This is a genomic window from Aquabacterium sp. (assembly GCF_034003525.1).
GTDB lineage: Bacteria > Pseudomonadota > Gammaproteobacteria > Burkholderiales > Burkholderiaceae_C > Aquabacterium.
Window position 1 is genome coordinate 122,765 of sequence record NZ_JAVEYN010000001.1, and the last position, 25,713, is coordinate 148,477.

Below are 25,713 nucleotides of genomic sequence, written 5' to 3' on the forward strand. Positions count from 1 at the left end.
GCGTCTCTGTCACACAGCACCGCACCGACAACACCTAGGGGACAAGGGGCGAATTGTCACAATCCGGACGTCATATTGTCATGCCACCTCAGGGCGGCGTCCAGACACAAAAAAGCCGGCCCACCGGGGCCGGCTTGATCTGGGCAACGGGCCTCGTCAGCCCGCGACCGCATCGGCCAACATCTGCGCGCATCGGTCGGCCAGCGCCTGGTCGCGCGCCTCCACCATCACGCGCAAGAGCGGCTCGGTGCCCGAAGGGCGAATGAGCACCCGCCCCTGCCCCACCAGCATGCCATCCACCTCTTGCTGCACGGCAGCCAGGCGGGTGTTGTGGCGCCAATCCTGACCAGGCTGCAAATGGACGTTGATCAGGCGCTGGGGGAACAGGCTCACGCCCTCCAGCCACTGCGCCAGAGAGCGCCCGCTGCGCACCACGGCCTGCAAGACCTGCAAGGCGCTGACCATGCCATCCCCGGTCGTGTGGCGATCCAGTGCCAGCAGATGGCCGGAGCCCTCCCCGCCCAGTTGCCAGCCACGGGCGATCAGGTCCTCCAGCACGTAGCGGTCGCCCACCTTGGCGCGAACGAAATCCACACCACGGCCCTGCAGCGCCAACTCGACCGCCATATTGGTCATGAGCGTTCCCACGGCACCGGGCACCTTTTCGCCCTGTGCCAGACGGTCGGCCACCAGCACATAAAGCAACTCATCGCCGTTGTAGAGGCGCCCGTCGGCATCCACCAATTGCAGCCGATCCGCATCACCGTCCAGCGCGATGCCGTAGTCGGCGCTGTGCTGCTTGACCGCGGCCACCAGGGCCTCGGGGTGCGTGGCCCCCACGCCGTCATTGATGTTCAAGCCATCGGGCGCGCACCCGATCGCGATGACCTCGGCGCCCAGTTCGTGCAGCACGGCCGGTGCGATCTGGTAAGCGGCCCCGTGGGCGCCGTCCACCACCAGCTTCAGGCCCTTCAAAGACAGGTTCGAGTCGAACGTGGCCTTGCAAAACTCGATGTAGCGACCGCGGGCATCCTCAATGCGGCGGGCCTTGCCCAGACTCTTGGAGTCCACCCATTGCGGCGCCTGCGACAAGGCGGCCTCCACGTCCAGTTCCCACTCATCCGTCAGCTTTTCGCCGTTGGCCGAGAAGAACTTGATGCCGTTGTCCTGGAAGGGGTTGTGCGAGGCGCTGATCACCACGCCCAGGCTCTGGCGCAAGGCACGGGTCAGGTAGGCCACACCCGGCGTGGGCAGCGGGCCGGTCAACAGCACATCGACGCCAGCCGAGGCAAACCCCGCTTCGAGAGCAGATTCCAGCATGTAACCCGAAATGCGGGTGTCCTTGCCGATCAACACGGTGGGGCGCGCTTCGGCGCGACGCAAGACCTGCCCCACCGCGTGCCCCAGACGCAAGACGAAATCGGGGGTGATGGGGGCTTGACCGACCGTACCGCGAATACCGTCGGTGCCGAAATATTGACGTGACATGAATGAAGACAACCCTGCTGACTTATCGATGCGGAATGATAGCGGGAACCACCCTCACGCCAACGCCTCCGGCAAGCCGGCCGCAGCCCACACCTTCAAGGCGTCAACAGTTTCCGCGACATCGTGCACACGCACGATGTGCGCGCCCCGCTGCACACCGGCCAGGGCCGCACTCAGGCTGGCCGCCAGGCGCTCGCCTACGGGGCGCCCCGTCAGGGCGCCCAGGCTGGACTTGCGCGACCAGCCAATCAGCAGGGGGTAGCCCAGCTCCAGCAGCGAGGCCTGCTCGCGCAGCAAGCGGAAGTTGTGCTCAGGCGTCTTGCCAAAACCGATGCCTGGGTCCAGGGTGATGCGCGCCTGCGCCACGCCGGCGACCTGCACCACCTGAGCGCGCTGGCTCAGATAGGCTTTGACCTCATCGACCACATCTGGATAGCTTGGACGCATCTGCATCGTGGCCGGATCGCCCTGCATGTGCATCAGGCAGACGCCACACGCACCATGACGGGCCACCGCGTCCACCGCGCCCTCATCCTCCAGCCCGCGGATGTCGTTGATGATGTCCACGCCCAGGTCCAGCGCACGGCGCATCACCTCGGCCTTGCAAGTGTCGATCGACAGGGGCACCCCCAGCGACAGCGCGCCACGGATCACCCCCTCCAGACGCGCCCACTCCTCCTCGACCGTCAAGGTGGGCGCGCCCGGACGGGTGGACTCCCCACCCAGATCGAGGATGTCGACCCCGTCCTTGATGAGCTGCTCGCAATGCGCCAGCGCCTGACTCGTGTTCGCGTGCTGCCCTCCGTCCGAAAACGAATCCGGAGTGACGTTGACGATGCCCATGACCTGCGGACGGCTGAGGTCGATCTGAAAACGGGTGGTGTGCCAGGTGAACATGATGCAAGGGGGAAAGCTGAAATACACAACGGGGCCGAAGCCCCGTTGATGGATGTACGAAGTGCCTGCAGGTCAGACGGCTGCCGGTGCACCGTCCGGCTTGACGGGCGGCTTCGGATCGTTACCACCTGAGCGGTTGACCGAAGGCGTCCAGTCCTTGGGCGGACTCGGCTCCTTGCCGGCCATGATCTCGTCGATCTGCTCGGCATCGATGGTTTCCCACTCGAGCAAAGCCTTGGCCATCGCGTGCATCTTGTCCTTGTTGTCTTCGATGAGCTTGCGCGCCAGGGCGTACTGCTCGTCGATGATCTTGCGGATCTGCTTGTCGACCTTCTGCATGGTCTCTTCAGACATGTGCGTGGTCTTGGTGATCGAGCGGCCCAGGAAGACCTCGCCCTCGTTCTCGGCGTACACCACCGGGCCGAGTTCGTCGGTCATGCCGTAGCGGGTCACCATGTCGCGGGCGATGGCGGTGGCACGCTCGAAGTCGTTGCTCGCACCGGTCGTCATCTGGTTCATGAAGACCTCTTCGGCAATGCGGCCACCAAACAGCACCGAGATGGTGTCCAGCATGCGGTTCTTGTCCATGCTGTAACGGTCACCTTCGGGCAACTGCATGGTCACACCCAGCGCACGGCCGCGCGGGATGATGGTGACCTTGTGCACCGGGTCGGTCTTGGGCAGCAGGCGTGCCACCAGGGCGTGACCGGCCTCGTGGTAGGCCGTGTTGCGACGTTCCTCCTCGGGCATGATCATGGACTTGCGCTCGGGGCCCATCATGATCTTGTCCTTGGCCTTCTCGAAGTCCTGCATCTCGACCACACGGCCATTGCGGCGAGCGGCGAACAAGGCAGCTTCATTGACCAGGTTGGCCAGATCCGCACCCGAAAAACCCGGGGTGCCGCGCGCCAGGATGTCGGCACGCACGTCCTGACCGACCGGCACTTTGCGCACGTGCACGTTCAGGATCTGCTCGCGACCGCGCACGTCCGGCAGGGTCACATACACCTGACGGTCGAAACGACCAGGGCGCAGCAGGGCCGGGTCCAGGATGTCAGGCCGGTTGGTGGCGGCCACCACGATCACACCGGCGTTGGTGTCGAAGCCGTCCATCTCGACCAGCATCTGGTTGAGGGTCTGCTCGCGCTCGTCATTGCCACCACCCAGACCTGCGCCACGGTGACGACCGACTGCATCGATTTCGTCGATGAAGATGATGCAAGGGGCATTCTTCTTGGCCTGCTCGAACATGTCACGCACACGAGACGCACCCACACCGACGAACATTTCCACGAAGTCCGAACCCGAGATGGTGAAGAACGGGACCTTGGCTTCACCCGCGATGGACTTGGCCAGCAGTGTCTTACCGGTACCCGGAGGGCCAACCAGCAGCACACCGCGCGGAATGCGACCACCCAGCTTCTGGAACTTCTGCGGGTCGCGCAGAAAATCTACCAACTCCTTCACTTCTTCCTTGGCCTCGTCGCAGCCGGCGACGTCGGCGAAGGTCACGGTGTTGTTGCTCTCGTCGAGCATGCGGGCGCGGCTCTTGCCGAAGCTGAACGCCCCACCCTTGCCACCGCCGCCTTGCATCTGGCGCATGAAGTACACCCACACGCCAATCAGCAGGAGCATCGGGCCCCAGGACACCAGCAGGCTCATGATCAGCGAGGGCTCTTCACGGGCCTTCACGTCGAACTTGACGCCGCTGGCCAGCAGGTCGCCCACCAGACCGCGATCGAGGTACGTGGCCGTGCTGCGCAGACGCTTGTCATCGGTGGTGATGGCAATGATCTCGGTGGCACCGCTGCCACTCTCTTGCAGCACCACGCTCTTGATGCGCTTGGCCCGGACTTCCTCCAGGAAATCCGAATAGGCGATCTGACTGCCGCCCGTGCTCACACGGTCGAACTGCTTGAACACGGTGAACAACACCAGTGCCACCACCAACCAGACTGCAATCTTCGAGAACCATTGATTGTTCACCGAGGCTCCTTGTTCCCATTCAACCTGAACCGGCTGACGCTGGATGCATCACCACACCTGTTCAGGGCTCCGTCCTGTCGCACCTGTCATGTTCTTGACAAAGCACCGCAGGACGTTTGAGCTATATGAGGATGATTCTAGACGAGTCAAGAGAGCCCCTGCAGCGTGCTACCCACAGCGCAGCCACGGTTTTAGGCCCTCTGATCGACCCGATGAAGAAAATTCATCGGCTCTTGAGCCCGATGCCGACCAGAAACGTCTCGGAAGACTTGTCTCGCGAGGCTTTGGGCTTGATCGGTTTCACCACGCGGAAATTGGCTTTGAACATGTCCACCAACTGCGTGTACCCCGAACCGTGGAAGACCTTGCACACCAGCGCGCCGTCTTTCTTGAGATGGTGCTGGGCAAAGTCGATGGCCAGCTCGATCAGGTTTTCGATGCGTGCAGCGTCGTGGGCACCGATGCCGCTCAGGTTCGGCGCCATGTCCGAGATCACCACGTCGACAGGGCGGTCACCCACACAGGCCTGCAACTGCTGCAGCACCTCTTCCTCACGGAAGTCGCCCTGGATGAACTGCACACCCTCAATGGGCTCGAACTCCAGCAGGTCGAGCGCGATGATGGTGCCGTTGAGTTCACCCACAGCCGCCCCACCCGTTCCGGCATCCTTCGGGGCAAACTTGCGTCGCACATACTGGCTCCAGGCCCCCGGAGAGGCCCCCAGATCGACGACCAGTTGCCCCGGCCTGATCAGCCCGAGTGTCTCGTCGATTTCCTTGAGCTTGTAGGCCGCGCGCGATCGGAAGCCCTCTTTTTGCGCCAATCTCACGTATGGATCGTGGATATGGTCATTCAACCAGGCCTTGTTGACCTTTTTGCTTTTGGTTTGGACTTTCATGGCTTGATAATAGCGATATGCCTGCAATTGAATTGACCACCGCCGAACGTCGTGCCCTGCGGGCCGACGCACACCACCTGGACCCCGTCGTGATGATCGGCGGCGACGGGCTCACGCCTGCCGTCCTCAAAGAAGCCGATGGTGCCCTCAAGGCACACGGCCTGATCAAAGTGCGTGTGTTGGGCGACGACCGCGCCGTGCGCGAAGACATCTACGCCCAGATGTGCGACAAGCTGAACGCCGCACCCATCCAGCATATCGGCAAGTTGCTGGTCTTGTGGCGCCCGATGCCTGAAAAGGTCAGCGAGGCAGAACGCGAAGGCCGCGGCCCCGGCCCGCGCGAAGTCAAGATTTTGAAGTTCTCCAAGAGCGGCCTGCGCCGCCCCGAGATCAAGAAGGTCACCGTGATGGGCAACCAGCGCGTCACGGCCGGCGGCCTGATCAAGCGCGCCAAGAAGCGCACGGCCAGCAAGAAGCCCGCCTGAGACAGCACGGCGGCGCCGCCCCGGGAGGGGCGACCGCCCTGCCAGCCATCGCCACCGCGCACGCGGTGGCATCGGCTCAGCGCAGGCCCGTCAGACGCCAGGCCAGAATGGCCACCAGCACGGCCTTGAACCAGTACATTGTGGCCGACACACCGTGCAGCGCGCCAAACGACAGCAGCGTCGCCTGCCCCGCCTTGGCCGCCTCAATCATCGGGTGCAAGGCGAACTCACCAAAGATCGTCAGGAACAAGGCCCCCAGCGTGAGCAGCAAATTGGGGCTCACCACACTGATCTGGGCGCCGCCTTCCAGCAGGTCGCGCACCCGGCGCCGCTCGATGACGAACAGGATCACCGCAAACGCCAGGCTCAAGCGCGCCTCGACGCCAAAAATGCGGCCTGCGCCCTGCCCGGCCACCTGACGCTCGAAGGTGGCGAACAGCGTGGGCGCCGCGACCGCTCCCACCGCGATGATGACACCGGCCCAGATGCCAGCCAGCCAGGACTGAAAGCGCAGCAGTTTCATCGCCTTCTCTCCTGACGCGGTCAGATGTAGCGGACTTCGATGATCTCGTAATCGCGCACACCACCGGGCGCCTGGACAGACGCCACATCGCCGGCCTCCTTGCCGATCAGGGCGCGTGCAATGGGCGAGCTGATGGAGATCAGGCCCTTCTTGAGATCGGCCTCGTCGTCGCCCACGATCTGGTAGGTCACCACGTCACCCGTGGCTTCGATTTCCATTTCGACGGTCGAGCCAAACACCACGCGGCCACCGGCATCGAGCTCGGCCGGGTTGATGATCTGCGCGGCCGACAGCTTGCCTTCGATCTCGGCAATGCGACCTTCAATGAAGCCTTGCTTGTCCTTGGCGGCGTCGTACTCGGCGTTTTCAGACAAGTCACCCTGGGCGCGCGCTTCGGCAATCGCCTGCACCACAGCAGGACGCTCCACATGCTTGAGGCGATGCAGCTCTTCCTTGAGCAGCTCGGCGCCGCGCTTCGTGATTGGAATGGTGGACATGGCTTTGTCTCGCAAAAAAGAACTGAGCCGCGGCCCAGACCCACCCGAAGGTGGTGGAAGGGCGCGGCCCAGAGGTGTTGAATTGGTGTGCCGCAGGCGACAAGCACCTGCGGCTGAGCGCACAGTTTAGTGCAATTTGGCGTGCAGCTCTTGCAGCGAGTACACGACCAGATCGTCGTGGTGCTTGAGCGCCTGCACCACCGCTTCGCAGCCGGCCATGGTCGTGTAGTAGGTCACACGGTTGGCCAAAGCAGCCTGGCGGATGCTGCGCGAGTCGGCAATCGCCGTACGCGTTTCGTCGACGGTGGTGAACACCAGCTGGATCTCGCCAGCCTTGATGGCGTCGGAGATGTGCGGGCGGCCATCCTTGACCTTGTTCACCGGCTTGACCGGAACGCCGGCCGCGGCGATGGCCGCAGCGGTGCCCTTGGTGGCCACCACGTTGAAGCCCAGTTCGACCAGATCCTTGGCGACCTTGACCGCACGCGCCTTGTCACCGTCCTTCACCGAGATGCAGACGGTGCCCTTCTCGGGCAGACGCGAACCGGCACCCAGCTGGCTCTTGAGCATGGCTTCACCGAAGGTGGCGCCCACGCCCATGACTTCGCCGGTCGAACGCATTTCAGGGCCAAGGACCGGGTCCACGCCTGGGAACTTGTTGAACGGGAAGACGGCTTCCTTGACGGTGTAGTACGAGGGGACCACTTCGCGCGGGGCCTTGCCGTCGGCGCTCTTTTGCGTCGACAGCTTCTGACCGGCCATGCAGCGCGCGGCGATCTTGGCCAGTTGCTGACCGGTGGCCTTGGACACGTAAGGCACCGTGCGCGAGGCGCGCGGGTTCACTTCCAGCACATAGACCGTGACGGCATCGAGGCCCTGGGTCACATTGCCCTGGATGGCGAACTGCACGTTCATCAGGCCGACCACATTGAGGGCCTTGGCCATCAGGGCAGTCTGGCGACGGAGTTCGTCCTGGATCGCGGCCGACAGCGTGTACGGAGGCAGCGAACAGGCCGAGTCACCGGAGTGCACGCCCGCTTGTTCGATGTGCTCCATGATGCCGCCGATCATGACTTCGGTGCCATCTGAGATGCAGTCCACATCCACTTCGACCGCGTCGTTCAGGAAGCGGTCCAGCAGCACAGGCGACTTCTCGGAGACGCGGACGGCTTCGCGCATGTAGCGCTCCAGGTCCTTGTCACCGTGCACGATTTCCATCGCACGGCCGCCCAGCACATAAGACGGGCGAACCACCAAGGGGTAGCCGATCTCTTGCGCCAGCTGCAGCGCGGCTTCTTCGGTGCGCGCGGTGCGGTTGGGCGGCTGCTTGAGGCCGAGCTTGTGCAGCAGAGCCTGGAAGCGCTCGCGGTCTTCCGCGATGTCGATGCTGTCGGGCGAGGTGCCGATGATGGGCACGCCTGCACGCTCCAGGTCCAGCGCGAGCTTCAACGGGGTCTGACCACCGTATTGCACGATCACGCCAACCGGCTTTTCCTTCTCGACGATTTCCAGCACGTCTTCCAGCGTCACCGGCTCGAAGTACAGGCGGTCGGAAGTGTCGTAGTCGGTCGAAACCGTTTCGGGGTTGCAGTTGACCATGATGGTCTCGTAGCCGTCTTCGCGCATGGCGAGCGAGGCGTGGACGCAGCAGTAGTCGAACTCGATGCCCTGACCAATGCGGTTCGGGCCACCGCCCAGCACCATGATCTTCTTCTTGTCGGTCGGCGCAGCTTCGCACTCGCCACCTTCGGACTCGTAGCACGAGTACATGTAGGCGGTTTGCGTTTCGAACTCGGCCGCGCAGGTGTCGACGCGCTTGTAGACCGGACGGACGTTGAGCGCATGACGGACCTTGCGGACCTCGTGCTGGTTGGTGCCCATCAGCTTGGCCAGACGGCGGTCCGAGAAGCCCTTTTGCTTCAGGTAACGCAGTTCAGCAGCCGACAGGCTCTCGAGCGTGCGACCCTTGACCTGACCTTCGGTCTTGATGATGTCTTCGATCTGCGCCAGGAACCACGGGTCGATCTTCGTTTCTTCGAAGACCTCGTCCAGGCTCATGCCCAGACGGAAAGCGTCACCCAGGAACAGGATGCGATCCGGACCGGGGGTGCCGATTTCTTCGACGATTTCCTCGCGGTCGGTGCTGATCTCGCTCAGGCCGTCAATGCCGGTTTCCAGGCCACGCAGGGCCTTCTGGAACGATTCCTGGAAGGTACGGCCCATGGCCATCACCTCGCCCACCGACTTCATCTGCGTCGTCAGACGCGAGTCGGCTGCGGGGAACTTCTCGAAGGCAAAACGCGGGATCTTGGTGACGACGTAGTCGATCGAGGGTTCGAACGAAGCCGGGGTGGCGCCACCGGTGATGTCGTTCTTGAGCTCGTCGAGCGTGTAGCCGACCGACAGCTTGGCCGCGATCTTGGCGATCGGGAAGCCGGTGGCCTTGGAGGCCAGAGCCGACGAACGCGACACACGCGGGTTCATCTCAATCACGATCATCCGGCCGTTGTCCGGGTTGATCGAGAACTGCACGTTCGAGCCGCCGGTTTCCACGCCGATTTCGCGCAGGATGGCGATAGACGCGTTGCGCAGCAGCTGGTATTCGCGATCGGTCAGGGTCTGAGCCGGGGCCACGGTGATGGAGTCACCGGTGTGGATGCCCATGGGGTCCAGGTTTTCGATCGAGCACACGATGATGCAGTTGTCCGCCTTGTCGCGGACCACTTCCATTTCGTACTCTTTCCAGCCGATCAGGGACTCTTCGATCAGCAGTTCCTTGGTCGGGGACAGGTCCAGACCACGCTTGCAGATCTCTTCGAATTCTTCAGGGTTGTAGGCAATGCCGCCGCCGGTGCCACCCAGCGTGAAGCTGGGACGGATCACCATGGGGAAACCGGCGCCGCCGATGTCGGCCTGGATGCGCTTTTGCACCGCCCAGGCTTCTTCCATCGAGTGGGCAATGCCCGACTTGGCGGAGTCCAGACCGATGCTGGTCATGGCTTCCTTGAACTTCTGGCGGTCTTCGGCCTTTTCGATCGCGTGCTCGTTGGCACCGATCATCTCGACCTTGTACTTGTCCAGCACGCCATGCTTGTGCAGGTCGAGCGCGCAGTTCAGCGCGGTCTGCCCCCCCATGGTCGGCAGGATCGCGTCAGGACGTTCCTTGGCGATGATGCGCTCGACCACCTGCCAGGTGATGGGCTCGATGTAGGTGACGTCGGCCGTGGCCGGGTCGGTCATGATGGTCGCAGGGTTGCTGTTGACCAAGATGACCTTGTAGCCCTCTTCGCGCAGGGCCTTGCAGGCCTGGGCGCCGGAGTAGTCGAATTCGCAGGCCTGACCAATGATGATCGGGCCGGCGCCGATGATGAGGATGCTCTTGATGTCTGTGCGCTTAGGCATTCTTCTTCTCCATCAATGCCACGAAGCGGTCGAACAGGTAGCCGATGTCATGCGGTCCGGGCGAGGCTTCCGGGTGACCCTGGAAGCTGAAAGCGGGTTTGTCGGTGAAGGCCAAGCCTTGGAGCGTGCCATCGAACAACGAGACGTGCGTGGCGCGCAGGTTGGCCGGCAGCGAGTCGATGTCGGCCGCAAAACCGTGGTTCTGGCTGGTGATGCTGACGCGACCGGTGTCCAGGTCCTTCACGGGGTGGTTGCCGCCGTGGTGGCCGTGGTTCATCTTGAAGGTCTTGGCGCCGGCAGCGAGGGCCATGATCTGGTGACCCAGGCAGATCCCGAAGGTGGGGATGCCAGTGGCGACCAGTTCCTTGACCGCGGCAATCGCGTAGTCGCAGGCCTCGGGGTCGCCTGGGCCGTTGGACAGGAAGATGCCGTCAGGCTTGTGCTTCAGGGCCTCGGCAGCGGGCGTTTGAGCCGGCAGCACGGTGACCTTGCAGCCACGCTCGGCCAGCATGCGCAGGATGTTGCGCTTGACACCGAAGTCGTAGGCAACCACGTGGAACTTGGGGGCGGTCTGCTTGCCGAAACCAGGCTTGCCGCCCAGTTGCGGGTTGGAGAGCTTCCACTCGGTTTCGTCCCACACCGTCACGCTGGTCTGGCTGACGACCTTGGCCAGGTCTTGGCCGTTCATGCTGGGCGCAGCTTGGGCTTTGGCCACGGCGTCGGCAATGACCGCGTCGGTGACAGCCTGACCCACGGGCAGGGCCACGATGGCGCCGTTCTGGGCGCCCTTGGCGCGCAAGATGCGGGTCAGCTTGCGGGTGTCGATGTTGGCGATCCCGACCGTGCCTTCAGACTGCAGGTACTGCGAGAGCGTCTGGGTCTGGCGGAAGTTGGAAGCGCGGATGGGCAGGTCTTTGATGATCAGACCAGCGGCATGGACTTTCGAGGCTTCGATGTCTTCACCGTTGACGCCGTAGTTGCCGATGTGCGGATACGTCAGGGTGACGATCTGGCGGCAATAGCTGGGGTCGGTGAGGATTTCCTGATAGCCGGTGATGGAGGTGTTGAACACCACTTCACCAACTGTGTGACCGGCAGCGCCGATCGAAGTGCCTAGAAAGACCGTGCCGTCTGCGAGGGCCAGAAGAGCTTGGGGCAGTACGGGCAGCACGGGTTCATTCTCCGTTTGTTGTGCGCGCCCAGCTCAGCCCTTGTGACTTCTGTGCGGCTTGCGCCGCCTGGTACAGACGTGACAAAACGAGTCCGGTGAGGGAAACGAAGGGGGTTTCGCTAGGCGGGGATGGTTGCGGGTAAACCTTAGGAGTATAACCGATCCGTGTGCCAGGGGCGCGACAGCCCCTTCGCAGCCCGTTGGCTCTGTCATCTGAGACACAATCTTGGCACCCTCCCCCACAGCTCACCAGAAAGGTTCACCATGAAGGGCGACCCCAAAGTCATCGAGTTCCTCAACGCTCAACTCAAGAATGAGCTGACAGCCACCAACCAGTACTTTCTGCATTACCGCATGCTGAAACACTGGGGCTTCGACAAGCTGGCCAAGAAGGAATACGAAGAGTCGATCGGCGAGATGAGGCACGCCGACAAGCTCATGGAGCGCATTTTCACGCTTGACGGCCTGCCCAACCTTCAGGACCTGGGCAAGATCCTGATTGGCGAAGACGTGTCGGAGATTCTGTCGTGTGACCACAAGCTAGAGTCGTTTGCCCAAGGCACGGTCAAGGACGGCATCGCCTACTGCGAATCAGTGCGTGACTACGTCTCCCGCGACCTGTTGCAGATGATCCTGGACGACACCGAGGAGCACATCGACTTCCTGGAGACCCAGATGGAGCTGATCGACAAGGTCGGCGTGCAAAACTACCTGCAGTCCATCATGGGCGACGTGGCCGGCTGAACCCGGGACAGGATCAGGGTGACTCAAAAATAGCTTGCATACGAATCATTCTTATTTAGAATGATCGCATCAACGCTGCCGAGTCACCCCATGATCGTTTGTGTCTGCAACCGGATCTCCGACCGGGAAATCAACCGCCACGTCCAGCAAGGTTGCATGTCTTTCGACGACCTGCAGATGGACACGGGCGTGGCCACCTGCTGTGGCTGCTGCGAATCGTGCGCCCGCGAGGTGTTTCACGAAGCCCGCAGCAAGACTCACCGTGTCGATTTCGCCCGCATGGTGCAAACCGCCATGCCGATGCCCGCCTGAGGCGTCACGGCCGGAGAGTTTTACCGGCATTGCGCCAACTAGTGCGCAGACATGGCCCACACGGGCCACCCCGTCTTGCCCCAACTCCTTTAGCCTGTACCTGACGCTGGAGAGCCCCTCTCCCGGCAGGAAGTAAGAGGACAAGATGGCGTTCTTTCTGTACCCCCATTCGCGTACGGCGACGCAAACCACGCAGACCGCCCAGTCTTTGAGTGCCGGCCCGGCTCGGGCCGAGGTCGCCCCGCCCTCTCGATTTGCCGCCCAAGCCCCGGGCCCGCTGCGCTGGCTGGGTCAGGCCTGGCGCTGGCTGTGGGACCTTGAGGCGCCCGCGCCCAAGCCCGCGCCTATCGGTGAAATTCGCAAGATTCGGGCAGAGTTCCATGCCGCCCTGTTGGACATGCAGTCGGCCAAGGCCTATCAGGTCCGCTACCAGATCGAGGCCTCGCGCTCTTTGCGCGAGCTGTGGCACCTGCGCGCCGATGTGTTCGAGATCGTGGCCGAGGCCCGGGGCGAGGGAGAGGCCAAGTCCCGCGTGGCCGCACTGAACCACCATTTCCCGGATGGCCCGGCGCGCAGCCCCCGCGAGTCAGTTCGCTCGGCCAAAGTGACCACGTGGTAACGAACTTTTCATTGTGATCCGTGTCGGCAGCGCCTCAGGCGTTGCAAAATGGGCGGCTGCATCGCACACGCCCCCATGAACATCATCATTCTGGACGACTATCAGGACGCCGTCCGCAAGCTTCCCTGCGCGTCCAAGCTGGACGGCCTTTCGGCCAAGGTTTTCACCAACACCGTCAAGGGCGTGGGCCAGTTGGCCGTGCGACTGCGCGACGCGGAAGCCCTGGTGCTGATTCGCGAACGCACACACTTCCCCAAAGCCTTGCTGGAAAAGCTGCCCAAGTTGCGGCTGATCAGCCAGACCGGCCCCGTTGGCCCCCACATCGACCTGGAAGCCTGCACCCGCCTGGGCATTGCCGTGGCCGAAACCCCGAGCGACCCAGTCTCCACCGCCGAGCTCAACTGGGCACACATCATGTCGGCGATGCGCCGCCTGCCTCAGTACATCGGCAACCTCAAGCACGGCGCGTGGCAGCAGTCCGGACTGAAGGCGGCGTCGATGCCGACCAACTTCAGCCTGGGCATGTCCTTGAAGGGCAAGACGCTCGGAATCTGGGGCTATGGGCGCGTGGGTCGCCTGGTGGCGGGCTATGGCGAGGCCTTTGGCATGCAGGTGACGGTGTGGGGCAGCAACGAGGCCCGGGCCCGCGCGGTGGCCGACGGCTACATCCCGGCCCCCAGCCGCGAAGCCTTCTTTGCCGCCTGCGACGTGCTGAGTCTGCATTTGCGCCTGGGTGAGTCCACCCAGGGCGTGATCACCGCAGAGGACCTGGGGCACATGAAACCAACCGCCTTGCTGGTCAACACCGCGCGGGCCGAGCTGATTCAGGAAGGCGCACTGGTGTCCGCCTTGAACCGCGGTCGTCCCGGCATGGCCGCCGTGGACGTGTTCGACAGTGAGCCCATCTTGCAAGGGCACCCGCTGCTGCGCCTGGAGAATGCCATCTGCACGCCCCACATCGGTTTCGTCGAGCAAAGCAACTACGAGTACCTGTTCAGTGCTGCGTTCGACAATCTGCTGAACTTCATGGCGGGCCAGCCGACGAACATCGTCAACCCGGAAGCCTTGCGCGTTCCACATTGAAACTGAGCTGTTGTAGTGGAACTGGAACGCGCCTTGCCCCGCAAGGCCATGAGCCGAGCCTTATGGGCTTTGCTGTTTGGCAACTTCATCATCGGCTGTGGCGTGATGGCCATTGGCGGTGTGCTCAATGACCTCACCCGAGACCTGAACATCACAGTCAGCAAAGGTGGGGAGCTGATTGCCATTGGCGCCGTGATGATGGGCGTAGGGGCGCCTTTGCTGGCCGGGGCCGTCACCCGGGTGGATCGGCGTCGCTTGCTCAGCTGGGCCATGGCCTGGTACGCGCTGGGCTTTGCGCTGTGCGCGGTGGCGCCCTCGTACGAATGGCTGTGGCCGGTTCGTGCGCTCACAGTCTTGTCGGCGGCGGTGTTCACGCCTCAGGCTGCAGCCGTGATGGGCTTCATGAGCACGCCGGCGCACCGTGGGAAGCACATCACCTTCGTGTTCATGGGCTGGTCTGTGGCCTCGGTGGCGGGTATGCCGCTGGCTGCCTGGATTGGCGAGCGCGTGGGGTGGCGCGTGGTGATGATGATCGTGGCCGTGGGCGCACTGGCGGCAGCCTGGATGGTGCACCGGGCGCTGCCCAAGGGCATTCGCCCCCCTGCCCTGTCGTGGCGCGCGTGGCGCAAGGTGTTCAAGTCACCCCTGTTGATGGCGGTGGTACTGGTGACCGCCACCCAGAGCGCCGGACAGTTCACGGTGTTGGCCTATGCGGCCCCCTACTACAAGCACGATTTTGGCGCCAGCCCGGAGCAGATCAGCCTGCTGTTTGCCTGGTTTGGTGGCCTGGCACTGGCCGGCAACCTGGTGCTGAACCGCACGGTGGACCGCTTTGGCGCTGCGCCAGCCGTGACCATGACCTTGGGGATGATGGCCTTCAGCCTGCTGATCTGGCCGGTGGCCACCACCCTGGTCGGACTCGCCTTGGTGATGCTGCCCTGGGCCTTGAGCGGGTTCGCCACCAATTCGGGCCAGCAGGCGCGCCTGGGCGGTCTCTCGCCGCGACTGGCGCCGGCCTTGATGGCCCTGAACACCTCTGCCATTTACCTGGGCCATGCCGTGGGCGCCTCAGGCGGTGGCTGGGTGCTGACCCACCAGGGCTACAGCCAGCTGCACTGGCTGGGCCTGGCTTGGATGCTGGTGGCCTGGGCCTTGAGCGCCTGGGCGCAGCGCGCGCAACGCCGCCGTGACGCGGCGCGCTTTCAGGGCGAAGACTGAGGATCAGCCCAAAGTTCAGCCGAGGCGCTGGCGGCGCGCTTCGTAGAGGCACACGCCACTGGCCACCGACACGTTGAGGCTGTCGACCGAGCCCATCATCGGGATGCTGACCAGGGCATCGCAGTTCTTGCGGGTGAGCTGGCGCATGCCCTCGCCTTCGGCGCCGAGCACCAGGGCGGTCGGGCCGCGCAGGTCGGTCTGGTAGAGGCTGGCGGGCGCATCGTCGGAGGTGCCGATGATCCAGATGTCGCGCTCCTTGAGCTCGGCCAGGGTGCGCGCCAGGTTGGTCACCATGAAGTACGGCACGGTCTCGGCCGCGCCGCTGGCCACCTTGGCCACCGTGGCGTTGATGCCCACGGCGTGGTCTTTGGGGGCGATCACGGCATGGACGCCGGCGCCATCGGCCACCCGCAAGCAGGCGCCCAGGTTGTGGGGGTCGGTGATGCCGTCGAGCACCAGCAGGAGCGCCGGCTCGGTCAGACCGTCGAGCAGGTCGTCCAGCGAGTTGCTCTGCTGGATCACCTCCACACGGGCTACCACGCCTTGATGTCGGTGGGTGCCACACATCTTTTGCAGCTTGTCGTCGTCGCTCTCGATGACCTTCAGGCCCGCCTCTTCGACCTTGGCGAGAAACTGCTTCATGCGTTGGTCGCGACGGGTCGCGTCCACATGCAATTCACGGATGGATTTGGGCGCCACCTTCAGGCGCACGGTCACGGCATGGAAGCCAAATAGCAGTTTCAGACTCATGCCGGCATCCTAACCGCTCAGGCGCCCCGCGCTGATGCGAATGCGCTGCTGGCAGCGCTCGGCGATCTGGTTGTCGTGCGTGACCAGGATCAGGGTGGTGCCCGATTCGCTGTTGAGCGCGAACATCAGGTCCATGATGGCCTGGCCGGTGGCGTGGTCGAGGCTGCCGGTGGGCTCGTCGGCCATGAGGATGTCGGGCTGCATCACGAAGGCGCGCGCCAGGGCGACACGCTGCTGCTCGCCACCCGACAGGATGGCCGGCTTGTGCTGCAGGCGCTCACCCAGCCCCACGCGCTGCAGCATGGCGATGGCCTTGCTGCGGGCCTGCCGGTCGCCGCGCAGCTCCATCGGCAGCATGACGTTTTCGAGCGCGGTGAGGTGACCGATGAGCTGGAAGCTCTGGAACACGAAGCCCACATGCCGCGCGCGGTGCGCGGCGCGCTGGTCTTCGTTGAGGTCGAACAGCGCTTGACCCGACAGCCAGACCTGGCCTGTGCTGGGCACATCCAGGCCCGCCAACAGGGACAGCAAGGTGCTTTTGCCCGAGCCCGAGGCCCCCACGATGGCCAGGGAAGCCCCACGCGGCACATCAAGGTCGATGTTGTGCAAAATGGTCAACGGCCCGGAGGAGTCCTCAACGGTCTTGCTCAAGGCCCGCACCCGAATCGCCAGGCTGGCATCCGTGGTCGGGCTGGGTGTGGTGTCGGTCATGAAGGAAAGGCGAAGCTGAAATGCGGTTCAACTGTAAGCGACGGATGCTGATGTTCGCCGGCCTGGGGTCATGGCTGGGCGCAGTCCAGGCTGCTGGGGCAGAGCCGCCGCCCGCCATCCTGATCCTGGGCGACAGCCTGTCAGCCGAGTATGGCCTGCAGCGGGGCAGCGGCTGGGTGGCTTTGTTGACGCAGCGCCTGGCGCGCGAGCGCATCGCCGCGCAGGTGGTCAATGCCAGCATCAGCGGAGAAACCACATCGGGCGGCCGCGCCCGGTTGCCGGCCTTGCTGCAACGGCATCGGCCAAGCCATGTGGTGATCGAGTTGGGGGCCAACGATGCCTTGCGCGGGCTGCCCTTGCGCAGCAGCCGCGAGAACCTGAGCGCCATGGTGAGCGCGGCGCAGGCCCAAGGGGCTCAGGTGGTGCTGGTGGGCATGCAGATGCCGCCGAACTACGGCAAGCGCTATGCGGAAGATTTTGCGCAGCTGTTCCAGGACGTCGCGAAGGCTCGGAAGTGCGCCTTGGTGCCCTTCTTCCTGAGGGGCGTGGCCGACCGCGAGGACGCGCGCGACTGGTTCCAGCATGACGGCATCCATCCGCTGGAGAAGGCGCACCCGGTCATGCTGGACAACGTCTGGGGCGCCCTCAAGCCTTTACTTCTTGGGCGTCAGGCCCGCACCTAGGTTGCCGATCAGGGACTCGGCCTGTTTGCCCATCTGCTCCTGCATCTGGGCAAACATCTGGCGCGATTGCTCAATGTAGCCGCCCATGAAGGTCTGCATCAGCGGGTTCTGCAGGCTCTTGACCGAGTTTTCGGTGAGGCGGGACTGCAGATCGATGAAGGACTGGATGTTCTTCTCGAGGTAGTTGCCCATCAGGCCCTGCATGGTGTTGCCATACAGGCGGATGATCTGGGCCAGGGCCTGGGTCGAGAACATCGGCATGCCGGCAGACTCCTCTTCCAGAATGATCTGGAGCAGGATGCTGCGCGTGAGGTCTTCGCCGCTCTTGGCGTCAACGATGACGAACTGTTCGCAGCCCATCACCATTTCCTTGACGTCAGACAGCGTGATGTAGCTGCTGGTCTGGGTGTCGTACAGTCGGCGGTTGGGGTATTTCTTGATGGTGCGCACGCCTGCGGTGGAATCTGCAGCAACGCCCGCCACGGGATCGGCCGCCTCATTGGACTGAGGTGAAGGCTGTGATTCGGTTCGTTTTTGTTTGGGGGCTGCACTCATGTCCGACTCCGGTTGGATCGCCCCATTGTAGGAGCACAAGGCGGCTCAGGCAGATCGCACGGGCGCTGCGGACGGATCGGCGAACACGGTAACACGCTTGGTGTGCGGAAATGAACAAAGCCGACGCGTCGCAAGACGGGCCGGCTTTGATGTCTACCAAATTTGGTAGGCGCGATTGGATTCGAACCAACGACCCCCACCATGTCAAGGTGGTGCTCTAACCAACTGAGCTACGCGCCTGAAGTCGTTTTGCAGATTTGCCAAGGCCACGCCGAAAAGCGTGGTAGGCGCGATTGGATTCGAACCAACGACCCCCACCATGTCAAGGTGGTGCTCTAACCAACTGAGCTACGCGCCTGCAAATGCAAGACCGCCACTATAGCATCATTTCCGGCGCGCTCGCAAAACTCCGCTGATTTGCAACACCTTGGCCAACAGTGACTGCAGGCGCGACGAGTCGGAGGTCTGCACGGTCAGGGTAATGGTGACCTTGTCGCGCACGGCCTGGCTGTGCATGGACACCACATGGCTCTTGCCCTGGGCCAGCACGTCGCAGACGTCGCGCAGCAGGCCAGAGCGATCGTGGGCTTCGATGAGCACATCGACGGCGTAGTGCGCGGACTCGGCCATGGCCTGGCGCCCCCAGGCCACCGGGATGACGCGCTCGGGGCTTTTGGCCGACATCTGGCGGAAGTTCACGCAGTCGAGGCGGTGTACGGCCACGCCCTTGCCACGCGTGACGTAGCCGCCGATGGCGTCGGGTGGCGCCGGCTTGCAGCAGCGTGCCAACTGGGTCAGCAGGGAGTCCATGCCCACCACCAGCACGCCCTTGCCTTCGCCGCCGAGGTGGCTGGTGTCGCCACGGGCGAGTTTCTGGGCAATCAGTTCGTCCGGGTCCTGCTCGGGTACGGCCGGGCGGAGGTACTGCTCGATGTTGCGCAGGGAGTACTCGTCCTTGCCCACGACGTCGAACAGCGCCTCGGCGTTGCGAAAGCCCAGGTTGCTGGCCAGATCCTCCAGCTTGATGGCGGTCTTGCCTTCGCGCTGGAGCAGCTTTTCCACGGCGTCACGGCCGCGGGCGATGGTGGCTTGCTGTGCCAGCGCGTTGAACCAGGCGCGCACCTTGGCGCGGGCCCGTGGACTGCGCAGGTAGCCGAGCTCGGCATTGAGCCAGTCCATCGACGGACCGCCCTCCTTGACGGAAACGATCTCGACCGTTTGCCCGCTCTGCAAGGGCGTGTTGAGCGGCACCATGGCGCCGTCCACCCGGGCGCCACGGCAGCGGTGGCCCAGGTTGGTGTGCAGGGTGTAGGCAAAGTCGATGGGCGAGGCGCCAGCCGGAAGGTCGATGATCTCGCCGCCGGGCGTGAACACGTAGATGCGGTCGTCGAACAGGCCCCGGTGGGCTTCGCCGGATGCGGCATCATCGGCGGCGGCAAGGTCGCGCTCCCAGGCCAGCAACTGCCTGAGCACGGTCTTGCGAGCTTCGGCCACGCGGCTTTCGAAATCGCCCGCGGCTTGCACGCCACCATAGCCCTTGGTGCCGGCTTCCTTGTAGGCCCAGTGCGCAGCCACGCCGCTTTCGGCGTGCTCGTGCATGGCCTGGGTGCGGATCTGGATCTCGATGGCGCGACCCTGTTCGTCGCGCACGATGGTGTGCAGAGACTGGTAGCCGTTGGGCTTGGGCTTGGCGATGTAGTCGGAGAACTCCTCCGGCATGGGCTGCCAGACTTCATGCACGCGACTCAAGGCGGCATAGCAGGCCGGCACATCCTCCACGATGACCCGCAGGGCCCGCACGTCGAACACCTTGTCCAGTGTCAACTGCTTGCCCTTCATCTTTTTCCAGATGCTATAGAGGTGCTTGGGGCGCCCCTGCACCTGAGCATGCAGGCCCACGTCACCCAGCGCCTGCGCCAGTTGCTGGCGAACGCGCTCGATGTGCAGTTCGCGCTCCAGACGCTTTTCGTCCAGGCCCTTGGCGATGGAGCGGTACACATCAGGCTGCAGGAAACGGAAGGACAGGTCTTCCAGCTCCCACTTGATCTGCCAGATGCCCAGGCGGTTGGCCAGCGGCGCGAACACCTGCATGGACTCGCGTGCCAGCGCACGAGGGCATGGTTGTTTGCTCTCAGCGTAGTAGCGCAAGGTCTGGAGCCGCGAAGCCAGGCGCAACAGCACCACCCGCAGGTCGCGCGAGAAGGCCAGCAGCATCTTGCGGATGCGCTCGATCTGCTCGGCCGCCAGCGGACCTTCGGCGTCGTCACCCAGGGTGTCTCGGGTGCTGCGCTGCACCTGCACGAGTTTGCGCGTGTAGGCCACCAGCGCCGCCTCGTCGGCACCAAAGGCGCGCCCGATGATTTCTTCAGGCTGAGTCAGATACTGGCTGGCGTAGACGAGGTAGGCCACGCCCCGCAAGGAAGGCGGTGCGCCAATGCCATGGAGGATGAGACTGACACCGTCTGCATGGGCCAGCGCCTCTTCCCCGGTTTCGAAACGCTCGGTCAGCAGCAGCGGCTCGGCGAAAGCACGGGCCTTGGCCAGCAGCGCGGCCGATTCGGCGTGGCCCGGCGCCATGTCCACCAGGTCGACGATGGGGGCATGCCCCATGGCGTCGGGTGTCAACGGCGTCGGATTGAGCAGTCCAGTCTTCATGCCAGCAGGAAATTCTCAACGGCAGCGATTTGATCAGGCGCGATCAGGGTGGGTGCGTGGCCCACGCCCGCAAACTCAACCAGGCGAGCCTTGGGGCCACGCTGGGTCATGTCCTGAGCGGTTTCATGGTCGAGCAGATCGGAATCCTGGCCGCGCAGCAGCAACACCTCGCAGCGCAGGGCATCGTAAATCTGCCAGAGGGCGGCTTCCCCACTGGCGGTGCTGTCGGCCGACACGGCGCGGAAGGGCTCGGCAATGGCGGGGTCGTAGTGCAGGACCAGGCCCTGGCCATCCGGGGCCGGGCGCAGCAAGGGGCGCGACAGCTCCAGCCATTGCTCGGGCGTGTGCGGACCAAATCCCGGCGAGATGCTCCAGAGGTAGTCGGCGGCTTCCTGCTCGGTGCTGAAACGGCGCGGCACGCCCAGGTATTCGCCGATGCGCACCAGCGCGTCGTGGTGCAGCCGCGGACCGACGTCGTTGAGCACGAACTTGCGCAGGCGGGCACCCGAGGCCTCGGGCGGCAAGGTGGACAGGGCCAGACCAATCAGGCCGCCCATGGAGGTGCCGACCCAGTCGATGTCCAGCGGGGCATTGGCCTGACGTTGGGCGCGCAGCTGTTGCAACAGCGCGACCATGTCCGCCACATAGCCGAACACCTGGTAACCCTTGGGGTCGGCCAGGCGATCGGACTCACCACGCCCCACCACATCGGGGCAGACCACGTAGTAGTGGGCGCTGAGGCGGCGCGCCAGGGTGTCGAAGTCGCGCCCTTGGCGGCTCAGCCCGTGCACGCAGACGAGGATGCGCTCGTTCGTCGGGTTGCCCCAGGCCCAATAGGCCATGCGGTGGGTCGCCGCGTCGGTCTGGCTGGCGCCGGGGCAGGTGACGTGGTGCAGAACCGGCTGCACCGGGTCAAAAGAGGAAGGGATGCTGCTCATATTGGCAAAACGACATCAGATAATGGGCCACTGCACATTGTGTTTCTTCTTGCCGTCAGGAGGCCCGAGATGTTGAAAGGAAAGACTGCCCTGGTCACCGGTTCCACCAGTGGGATCGGTCTGGGGATCGCCGAAAAGCTGGCCGCTCAAGGCGCCAACGTCATTCTGAACGGATTTGGCGATGTCGACGCCCCCAAAGCGGCTGTGGCGGCGGCGGGACAGGCTTTGGGCATCAAGGTGGGCTATCACGGCGCCGACATGACCAAGCCCGCCGAGATCGAGGCCATGATGGCCTACGCACAAGCCGAGTTTGGCGGGGTCGACATCCTGGTGAACAACGCTGGCATCCAGCACGTGGCCCAGGTCGAGGACTTCCCCGTCGAGAAGTGGGATGCCGTCATCGCCATCAACCTGAGCTCGGCCTTCCACACCATGCGCCTGGCCGTGCCGGGCATGCGCGCGAAGAACTGGGGCCGCATCATCAACCTGGCGTCGGCCCATGGCCTGGTGGCCTCAGCCGGCAAGTCGGCCTATGTGGCAGCCAAGCACGGCCTGGTCGGCCTGACCAAGTCCGTGGCACTGGAGACGGCGACCACGGGCGTCACCGTCAATGCGATTTGTCCGGGCTGGGTGCTGACCCCGCTGGTGCAAAAGCAGATTGATGCCAAGGCAGCACAAGGCGGCATTTCGGTTGAACAGGCGCAAAAAGACCTGCTGGGCGAGAAGCAACCGTCCTTGCAGTTCGTCACGCCCGCCCAACTGGGCGACCTGGCGGTGTTCCTGTGCTCGCCGGGTGCCGACAATGTGCGCGGCGCCGCCTGGAACGTCGACGGCGGGTGGGTGGCCCAGTAAGCATGTCGCTCACGCCTGCAGCCCTGGGGGAGAGCCCCTCGGGCAAGGCACCGGGGGTGCCCTACTCCCCGGTGTACGACGACTTCTACCATCCGCCGTCTGGTTCGCATAACCAGACGCGGCAGGTGTTCATGGTCGGCAACGGGTTGCCAGAACGCTGGCAGACTCGCACCCGGTTTGTCATCCTAGAAACCGGCTTCGGGCTGGGCAATAACTTTCTGGGCACCTGGGCGGCCTGGCGCGCCGATGCACAACGCTGCAACCGCCTGGTGTTCATCTCGATCGAGAAGCACCCGCTCACGGCCGAGACCCTGAGTGAGGTGCATGGCCTGGGCGCCGCGCCCGTCCCCACTTCGCCCGAGACCGCGCTGGCCCAGAAAGTGGTGGAGGCGTGGCCCACGCTGACACCGGGCATCCACACCCTGCATTTCGACGAACCCCTGTCCTCTCAAGATCCACATCAAGGTCCACCGCAAGGGGTGACGCTGATGCTGTGCCTGGGCGATGTGGCCGAGTTCATGCCCACCTTGATGGCCGAGGTGGACGCCTTCTACCTGGACGGGTTCGCGCCCGCCAAGAACCCGGACATGTGGGACCCGAAGTGGTTGACGCGCCTCCATCGCCTGGCCGCCCCACAGGCGACCGCCGCGACCTGGTCGTCGGCCCGGGTGGTGCGAGACAGTCTGAGTCAGGCGGGCTTTGAGGTAACGCGCCGCCTTGGTGTGGACGGCAAGTTTCACTTCACCCAGGCGCGGTACGCCCCCCGCTACACTGCCCCACCCCAGGCAGGTGGGCTGTGGCCTCAGCCCCTGGCGACAGACCGCCACGCCATCGTGGTGGGAGCCGGCCTAGCTGGATGCGTGGCCTCCTGGGCCCTGTGCCGAGAGGGTTGGCGCGTCACTTTGGTGGACCAGCATGGTGGACCAGCCCAGGGAGGTTCGGGCAACCCTGGGGGGCTGTTCCACAGCATCCTGCATGGTGACGATGGCATACACGCCCGCGCTCACCGTGCCGCTGCCCTGGCCACCTGGCGACAGGTGCAACCCTGGATCGGAGCCGGCGCCTTCGCCGGCCAGTGCGAGGGCCTGCTGCGCCTGGATGGCAAGGTGGCCGACGCCGATGCGCGGCAACTGCTGAGCCGTCTGGGCCTGCCTGGGGATCATGTGCAGTGGCTGGAGTTGGGCGCGGCACGCACGGCAGCCGGCATGGATGTGCCAAGCGGCGGATGGTTGTTCCAGCAAGGGGGCTGGTTGCACCCGGCTGGCTATGCCGCCCGCCTGCTGCAGGAGGCCCAGGCGTGGGCCGCGCACAATGGCGCACCGCTGACCTGCTTGTGGCACGCAGCCGTGGCACGCATTGCCCCCAGCGAGGGAGGCTGGACGCTACTGGATGCCTCAGGCCAGCACATGGCACAGGCGCCAAGCCTGGTGCTTGCCAGCGCCCATCAGGCCACCGACCTCCTGGCCACCCTCCCCCCAGAGCACGCAGTACCCGCCCTGCCCTTGTCACGCGTGCGCGGCCAGATCTCGGCATGGCCCCTCGTCGACGCTCAAGATGCTGACATTCGGATGCCACGCCTACCGGTGGCCGGCAGTGGCTACGTCCTGCCCTTGCGGCCGGACTGCCTGCTGTTTGGCGCCACCACCCAGCACCACGACGAAGACCCGACGGTCCGCGAAGCCGACCACCGCCACAACCTGAGGCAGGCCGCCCGCCTCGGCGCCTGCGCCGACGTCCCCGACGATGCACCTTTGCCGACGGCCTTGCAAGGCCGCACCGGCTGGCGTGCCACCACCCCCGATCGCCTGCCCCTGATCGGCGCCCTGCCCTGGTCGGCCGAGCGCTTGACACAGGCACCGGCCAGGACAAGACTGGACCAGGTGCGCCTGATTCCTCGCGAGCGCACCGATCGTGGCGGTCTGTACGTGGTGTCGGGGCTGGGCTCGCGGGGCATCACCTGGACCGCCTTGGCGGGCGCCCTGCTGGCCCATTGGGTGACGGGTAGCCCCTGCCCCATCGAGAGCGATCTGCGCGACGCCCTGGATCCGGCCCGTTTCCTGTCTCGCGCACACCGACACTGACCCATGTCCACCGAAGATCGCCCCCTGCCCGGACTGACCGACCGCCTGCGCCTGGACAAATGGCTCTGGGCCGCCCGCTTCTACAAGACCCGCGGCCTGGCTGCCGACGACATCGACAAGGGCCGCATCCAGGTCAACGAGCAGGTGGCCAAGGCCTCACGCGAGCTCAAGGCCGGCGACCGCGTGGACATTCGCCAAGGTCCCCTGACCCGCACCGTGACGGTGAAGGCTCTGAGTACCGTGCGCGGCCCCGCCCCCCAGGCTCAGCAGTTGTACGAAGAGACACCAGACAGTATCCTGCGTCGCGCCCAGCACGCCGAAACGCGACGCCTGGCGGCCGAACCGGCCGACAGCATCGAGCAGGGACGCCCTACCAAGCGCGACCGTCGCCAGCTGGTGGACTGGCAGCGCTGGTCGGCCAGCGTGGACGAGTGACCTGCCCCAGGGCGCAAATATTTTCAAAGCAGGCCCTTGAAGCCTGCCCACCCACCCTGATATAGGGAGGGTTTTCGCAATCAACACACCGAATCAGAGATGAGCGACACGAGCAACACGCCTGAACAGGCAGCCAGCCCCGCCCCCGAGACCGAAGCCCTGCCCAACGAGTCGGTGGCCCAGGACATGACGGAGTTGCTGGCCAAGCACGCCGAAGTGTCTGACGCCTACCTGCGCGCCAAGGCCGAGGTCGAGAACATCCGCCGCCGCAGCGAAGATGAGATCGCCAAGGCACGCAAGTTTGCGGTGGAATCGTTTGCCGACAGCATGCTGCCCGTGCGCGACAGCCTGGAGGCAGCCCTGGCGTCCCACGCTGCCAAACCCGACACCCCCATTGAGACCGTGCTGGAAGGCGTGCAGATCACCCTGCGCCAGTTGACCTCTGCGCTGGAGCGCAACAAGGTGCTGGAGATCAACCCTGCCGCTGGCGAGAAGTTCGACCCGAATCGCCACCAGGCCATCAGCATGGTGCCGGCCGACCAGGAAGCCAACACCGTGGTGGGCGTGCTGCAAAAGGGCTACGTCATCGCCGACCGCATTCTGCGCCCGGCTCTGGTGACCGTGGCGGCCCCCAAGTAAATCGGCATCGCAACGCCGCCACCCAAGATTGCTGGATTTTTTGATTCCAGCCCTTGAAAACCCGGCGTTCGCGCACAGATACACAAACAAT

At 64.4% G+C, this 25,713-nt stretch carries 23 protein-coding genes, 2 tRNA genes and 1 pseudogene; 11 read left to right on the plus strand and 15 right to left on the minus strand.

What is annotated here, in order from left to right; all coding sequences use genetic code 11:
- Positions 1–156 precede the first annotated feature (156 nt).
- From glmM to RBT42_RS00595, 4 genes are all read right to left on the minus strand, one after another.
- Positions 157–1,488: a phosphoglucosamine mutase gene (gene glmM, locus RBT42_RS00580; protein ID WP_320361642.1), complete on the minus strand. Its 1,332-nt coding sequence runs from the start codon at positions 1,486–1,488 to the stop codon at positions 157–159.
- Positions 1,489–1,542: 54 nt separating this feature from the next.
- Positions 1,543–2,385: a dihydropteroate synthase gene (gene folP / locus RBT42_RS00585; protein ID WP_320361643.1), complete on the minus strand. Its 843-nt coding sequence runs from the start codon at positions 2,383–2,385 to the stop codon at positions 1,543–1,545.
- A 72-nt stretch (positions 2,386–2,457) separates the two neighbouring features.
- Positions 2,458–4,371 carry an ATP-dependent zinc metalloprotease FtsH gene (gene ftsH / locus RBT42_RS00590; protein ID WP_320361645.1) on the minus strand — a complete coding sequence of 638 codons (1,914 nt, stop codon included), beginning with the start codon at positions 4,369–4,371 and terminating at the stop codon, positions 2,458–2,460.
- A 223-nt stretch (positions 4,372–4,594) separates the two neighbouring features.
- Entirely contained in the window at positions 4,595–5,269 is a 675-nt protein-coding gene (locus RBT42_RS00595) for an RlmE family RNA methyltransferase (protein ID WP_320361647.1), read from the minus strand.
- A gap of 17 nt (positions 5,270–5,286) precedes the next feature.
- On the opposite strand from RBT42_RS00595, the gene RBT42_RS00600 reads away from it, so the two are divergent.
- Positions 5,287–5,754: a YhbY family RNA-binding protein gene (locus RBT42_RS00600; RefSeq protein WP_320361649.1), complete on the plus strand. Its 468-nt coding sequence runs from the start codon at positions 5,287–5,289 to the stop codon at positions 5,752–5,754.
- A 76-nt stretch (positions 5,755–5,830) separates the two neighbouring features.
- Here the strand turns inward: RBT42_RS00600 and RBT42_RS00605 are convergent, their stop codons facing one another.
- From RBT42_RS00605 to carA, 4 genes are all read right to left on the minus strand, one after another.
- The gene (locus RBT42_RS00605; RefSeq protein ID WP_320361651.1) at positions 5,831–6,277 is read right to left on the minus strand and encodes a DUF4149 domain-containing protein; all 447 of its coding nucleotides are present in this window, start codon (positions 6,275–6,277) and stop codon (positions 5,831–5,833) included.
- Positions 6,278–6,297: 20 nt separating this feature from the next.
- Positions 6,298–6,774 carry a transcription elongation factor GreA gene (gene greA / locus RBT42_RS00610; RefSeq protein WP_320361653.1) on the minus strand — a complete coding sequence of 159 codons (477 nt, stop codon included), beginning with the start codon at positions 6,772–6,774 and terminating at the stop codon, positions 6,298–6,300.
- Between the two features lie 126 nt (positions 6,775–6,900).
- Complete coding sequence (carB, locus tag RBT42_RS00615; protein ID WP_320361654.1) at positions 6,901–10,176, minus strand: carbamoyl-phosphate synthase large subunit; 3,276 nt, start codon at positions 10,174–10,176, stop codon at positions 6,901–6,903.
- Positions 10,169–11,347 carry a glutamine-hydrolyzing carbamoyl-phosphate synthase small subunit gene (gene carA / locus RBT42_RS00620; RefSeq protein ID WP_320361656.1) on the minus strand — a complete coding sequence of 393 codons (1,179 nt, stop codon included), beginning with the start codon at positions 11,345–11,347 and terminating at the stop codon, positions 10,169–10,171. The genes carB and carA overlap by 8 nt, the downstream gene beginning before the upstream one ends.
- A gap of 264 nt (positions 11,348–11,611) precedes the next feature.
- On the opposite strand from carA, the gene bfr reads away from it, so the two are divergent.
- The 5 genes from bfr (at position 11,612) to RBT42_RS00645 (ending at position 15,323) form a co-directional block, all read left to right on the plus strand.
- Positions 11,612–12,091, plus strand: a complete 480-nt coding sequence (gene bfr, locus RBT42_RS00625; RefSeq protein WP_320361658.1) for a bacterioferritin — start codon at positions 11,612–11,614, stop codon at positions 12,089–12,091.
- A 90-nt stretch (positions 12,092–12,181) separates the two neighbouring features.
- Positions 12,182–12,403 carry a bacterioferritin-associated ferredoxin gene (locus RBT42_RS00630; protein ID WP_320361660.1) on the plus strand — a complete coding sequence of 74 codons (222 nt, stop codon included), beginning with the start codon at positions 12,182–12,184 and terminating at the stop codon, positions 12,401–12,403.
- A 145-nt stretch (positions 12,404–12,548) separates the two neighbouring features.
- Entirely contained in the window at positions 12,549–13,022 is a 474-nt protein-coding gene (locus RBT42_RS00635; protein ID WP_320361661.1) for a hypothetical protein, read from the plus strand.
- Between the two features lie 75 nt (positions 13,023–13,097).
- Positions 13,098–14,105 carry a D-2-hydroxyacid dehydrogenase family protein gene (locus RBT42_RS00640; protein WP_320361663.1) on the plus strand — a complete coding sequence of 336 codons (1,008 nt, stop codon included), beginning with the start codon at positions 13,098–13,100 and terminating at the stop codon, positions 14,103–14,105.
- Positions 14,106–14,120: 15 nt separating this feature from the next.
- On the plus strand, positions 14,121–15,323 hold the full coding sequence (locus RBT42_RS00645; RefSeq protein ID WP_320361665.1) for an MFS transporter: 1,203 nt from the start codon (positions 14,121–14,123) through the stop codon (positions 15,321–15,323).
- A gap of 15 nt (positions 15,324–15,338) precedes the next feature.
- On the opposite strand, the gene rlmB is transcribed toward RBT42_RS00645, so the two are convergent.
- Together rlmB and RBT42_RS00655 are read right to left on the minus strand one after the other, a co-directional pair.
- Positions 15,339–16,073, minus strand: a complete 735-nt coding sequence (gene rlmB, locus RBT42_RS00650) for a 23S rRNA (guanosine(2251)-2'-O)-methyltransferase RlmB (RefSeq protein WP_320361667.1) — start codon at positions 16,071–16,073, stop codon at positions 15,339–15,341.
- Between the two features lie 9 nt (positions 16,074–16,082).
- A complete protein-coding gene (locus tag RBT42_RS00655) occupies positions 16,083–16,784 on the minus strand; it encodes an ABC transporter ATP-binding protein (protein ID WP_320361669.1) in 702 nt (233 codons plus the stop codon).
- Between the two features lie 44 nt (positions 16,785–16,828).
- On the opposite strand from RBT42_RS00655, the gene RBT42_RS00660 reads away from it, so the two are divergent.
- Positions 16,829–17,467, plus strand: coding sequence for an arylesterase (locus tag RBT42_RS00660; protein ID WP_413785822.1), 639 nt, complete (start codon positions 16,829–16,831; stop codon positions 17,465–17,467).
- On the opposite strand, the gene phaR is transcribed toward RBT42_RS00660, so the two are convergent.
- From phaR to RBT42_RS00685, 5 genes are all read right to left on the minus strand, one after another.
- Positions 17,438–18,022, minus strand: a complete 585-nt coding sequence (gene phaR / locus RBT42_RS00665; protein ID WP_320361671.1) for a polyhydroxyalkanoate synthesis repressor PhaR — start codon at positions 18,020–18,022, stop codon at positions 17,438–17,440. The two genes, RBT42_RS00660 and phaR, sit on opposite strands and share 30 nt — an antisense overlap.
- Positions 18,023–18,185: 163 nt before the next feature.
- Positions 18,186–18,262, minus strand: a tRNA-Val gene (locus RBT42_RS00670).
- Between the two features lie 41 nt (positions 18,263–18,303).
- Positions 18,304–18,380, minus strand: a tRNA-Val gene (locus RBT42_RS00675).
- A 26-nt stretch (positions 18,381–18,406) separates the two neighbouring features.
- On the minus strand, positions 18,407–20,677 hold the full coding sequence (locus RBT42_RS00680) for a RelA/SpoT family protein (protein WP_413785823.1): 2,271 nt from the start codon (positions 20,675–20,677) through the stop codon (positions 18,407–18,409).
- Complete coding sequence (locus RBT42_RS00685) at positions 20,674–21,615, minus strand: alpha/beta hydrolase (RefSeq protein WP_320361672.1); 942 nt, start codon at positions 21,613–21,615, stop codon at positions 20,674–20,676. The genes RBT42_RS00680 and RBT42_RS00685 overlap by 4 nt, the downstream gene beginning before the upstream one ends.
- 69 nt (positions 21,616–21,684) lie before the next feature.
- Between RBT42_RS00685 and RBT42_RS00690 the strand changes: the two genes are divergently transcribed.
- From RBT42_RS00690 to grpE, 4 genes and pseudogenes are all read left to right on the plus strand, one after another.
- Entirely contained in the window at positions 21,685–22,467 is a 783-nt protein-coding gene (locus tag RBT42_RS00690) for a 3-hydroxybutyrate dehydrogenase (protein ID WP_320361674.1), read from the plus strand.
- Between the two features lie 2 nt (positions 22,468–22,469).
- Positions 22,470–24,548 carry an FAD-dependent 5-carboxymethylaminomethyl-2-thiouridine(34) oxidoreductase MnmC gene (mnmC, locus tag RBT42_RS00695; protein WP_320361675.1) on the plus strand — a complete coding sequence of 693 codons (2,079 nt, stop codon included), beginning with the start codon at positions 22,470–22,472 and terminating at the stop codon, positions 24,546–24,548.
- A gap of 3 nt (positions 24,549–24,551) precedes the next feature.
- The gene (locus tag RBT42_RS00700) at positions 24,552–24,983 is read left to right on the plus strand and encodes an RNA-binding S4 domain-containing protein (protein WP_320361677.1); all 432 of its coding nucleotides are present in this window, start codon (positions 24,552–24,554) and stop codon (positions 24,981–24,983) included.
- Between the two features lie 81 nt (positions 24,984–25,064).
- Positions 25,065–25,622: pseudogene (gene grpE / locus RBT42_RS00705) on the plus strand (nucleotide exchange factor GrpE); the annotation flags it as partial.
- Between the last annotated feature and the right edge of the window lie 91 nt (positions 25,623–25,713).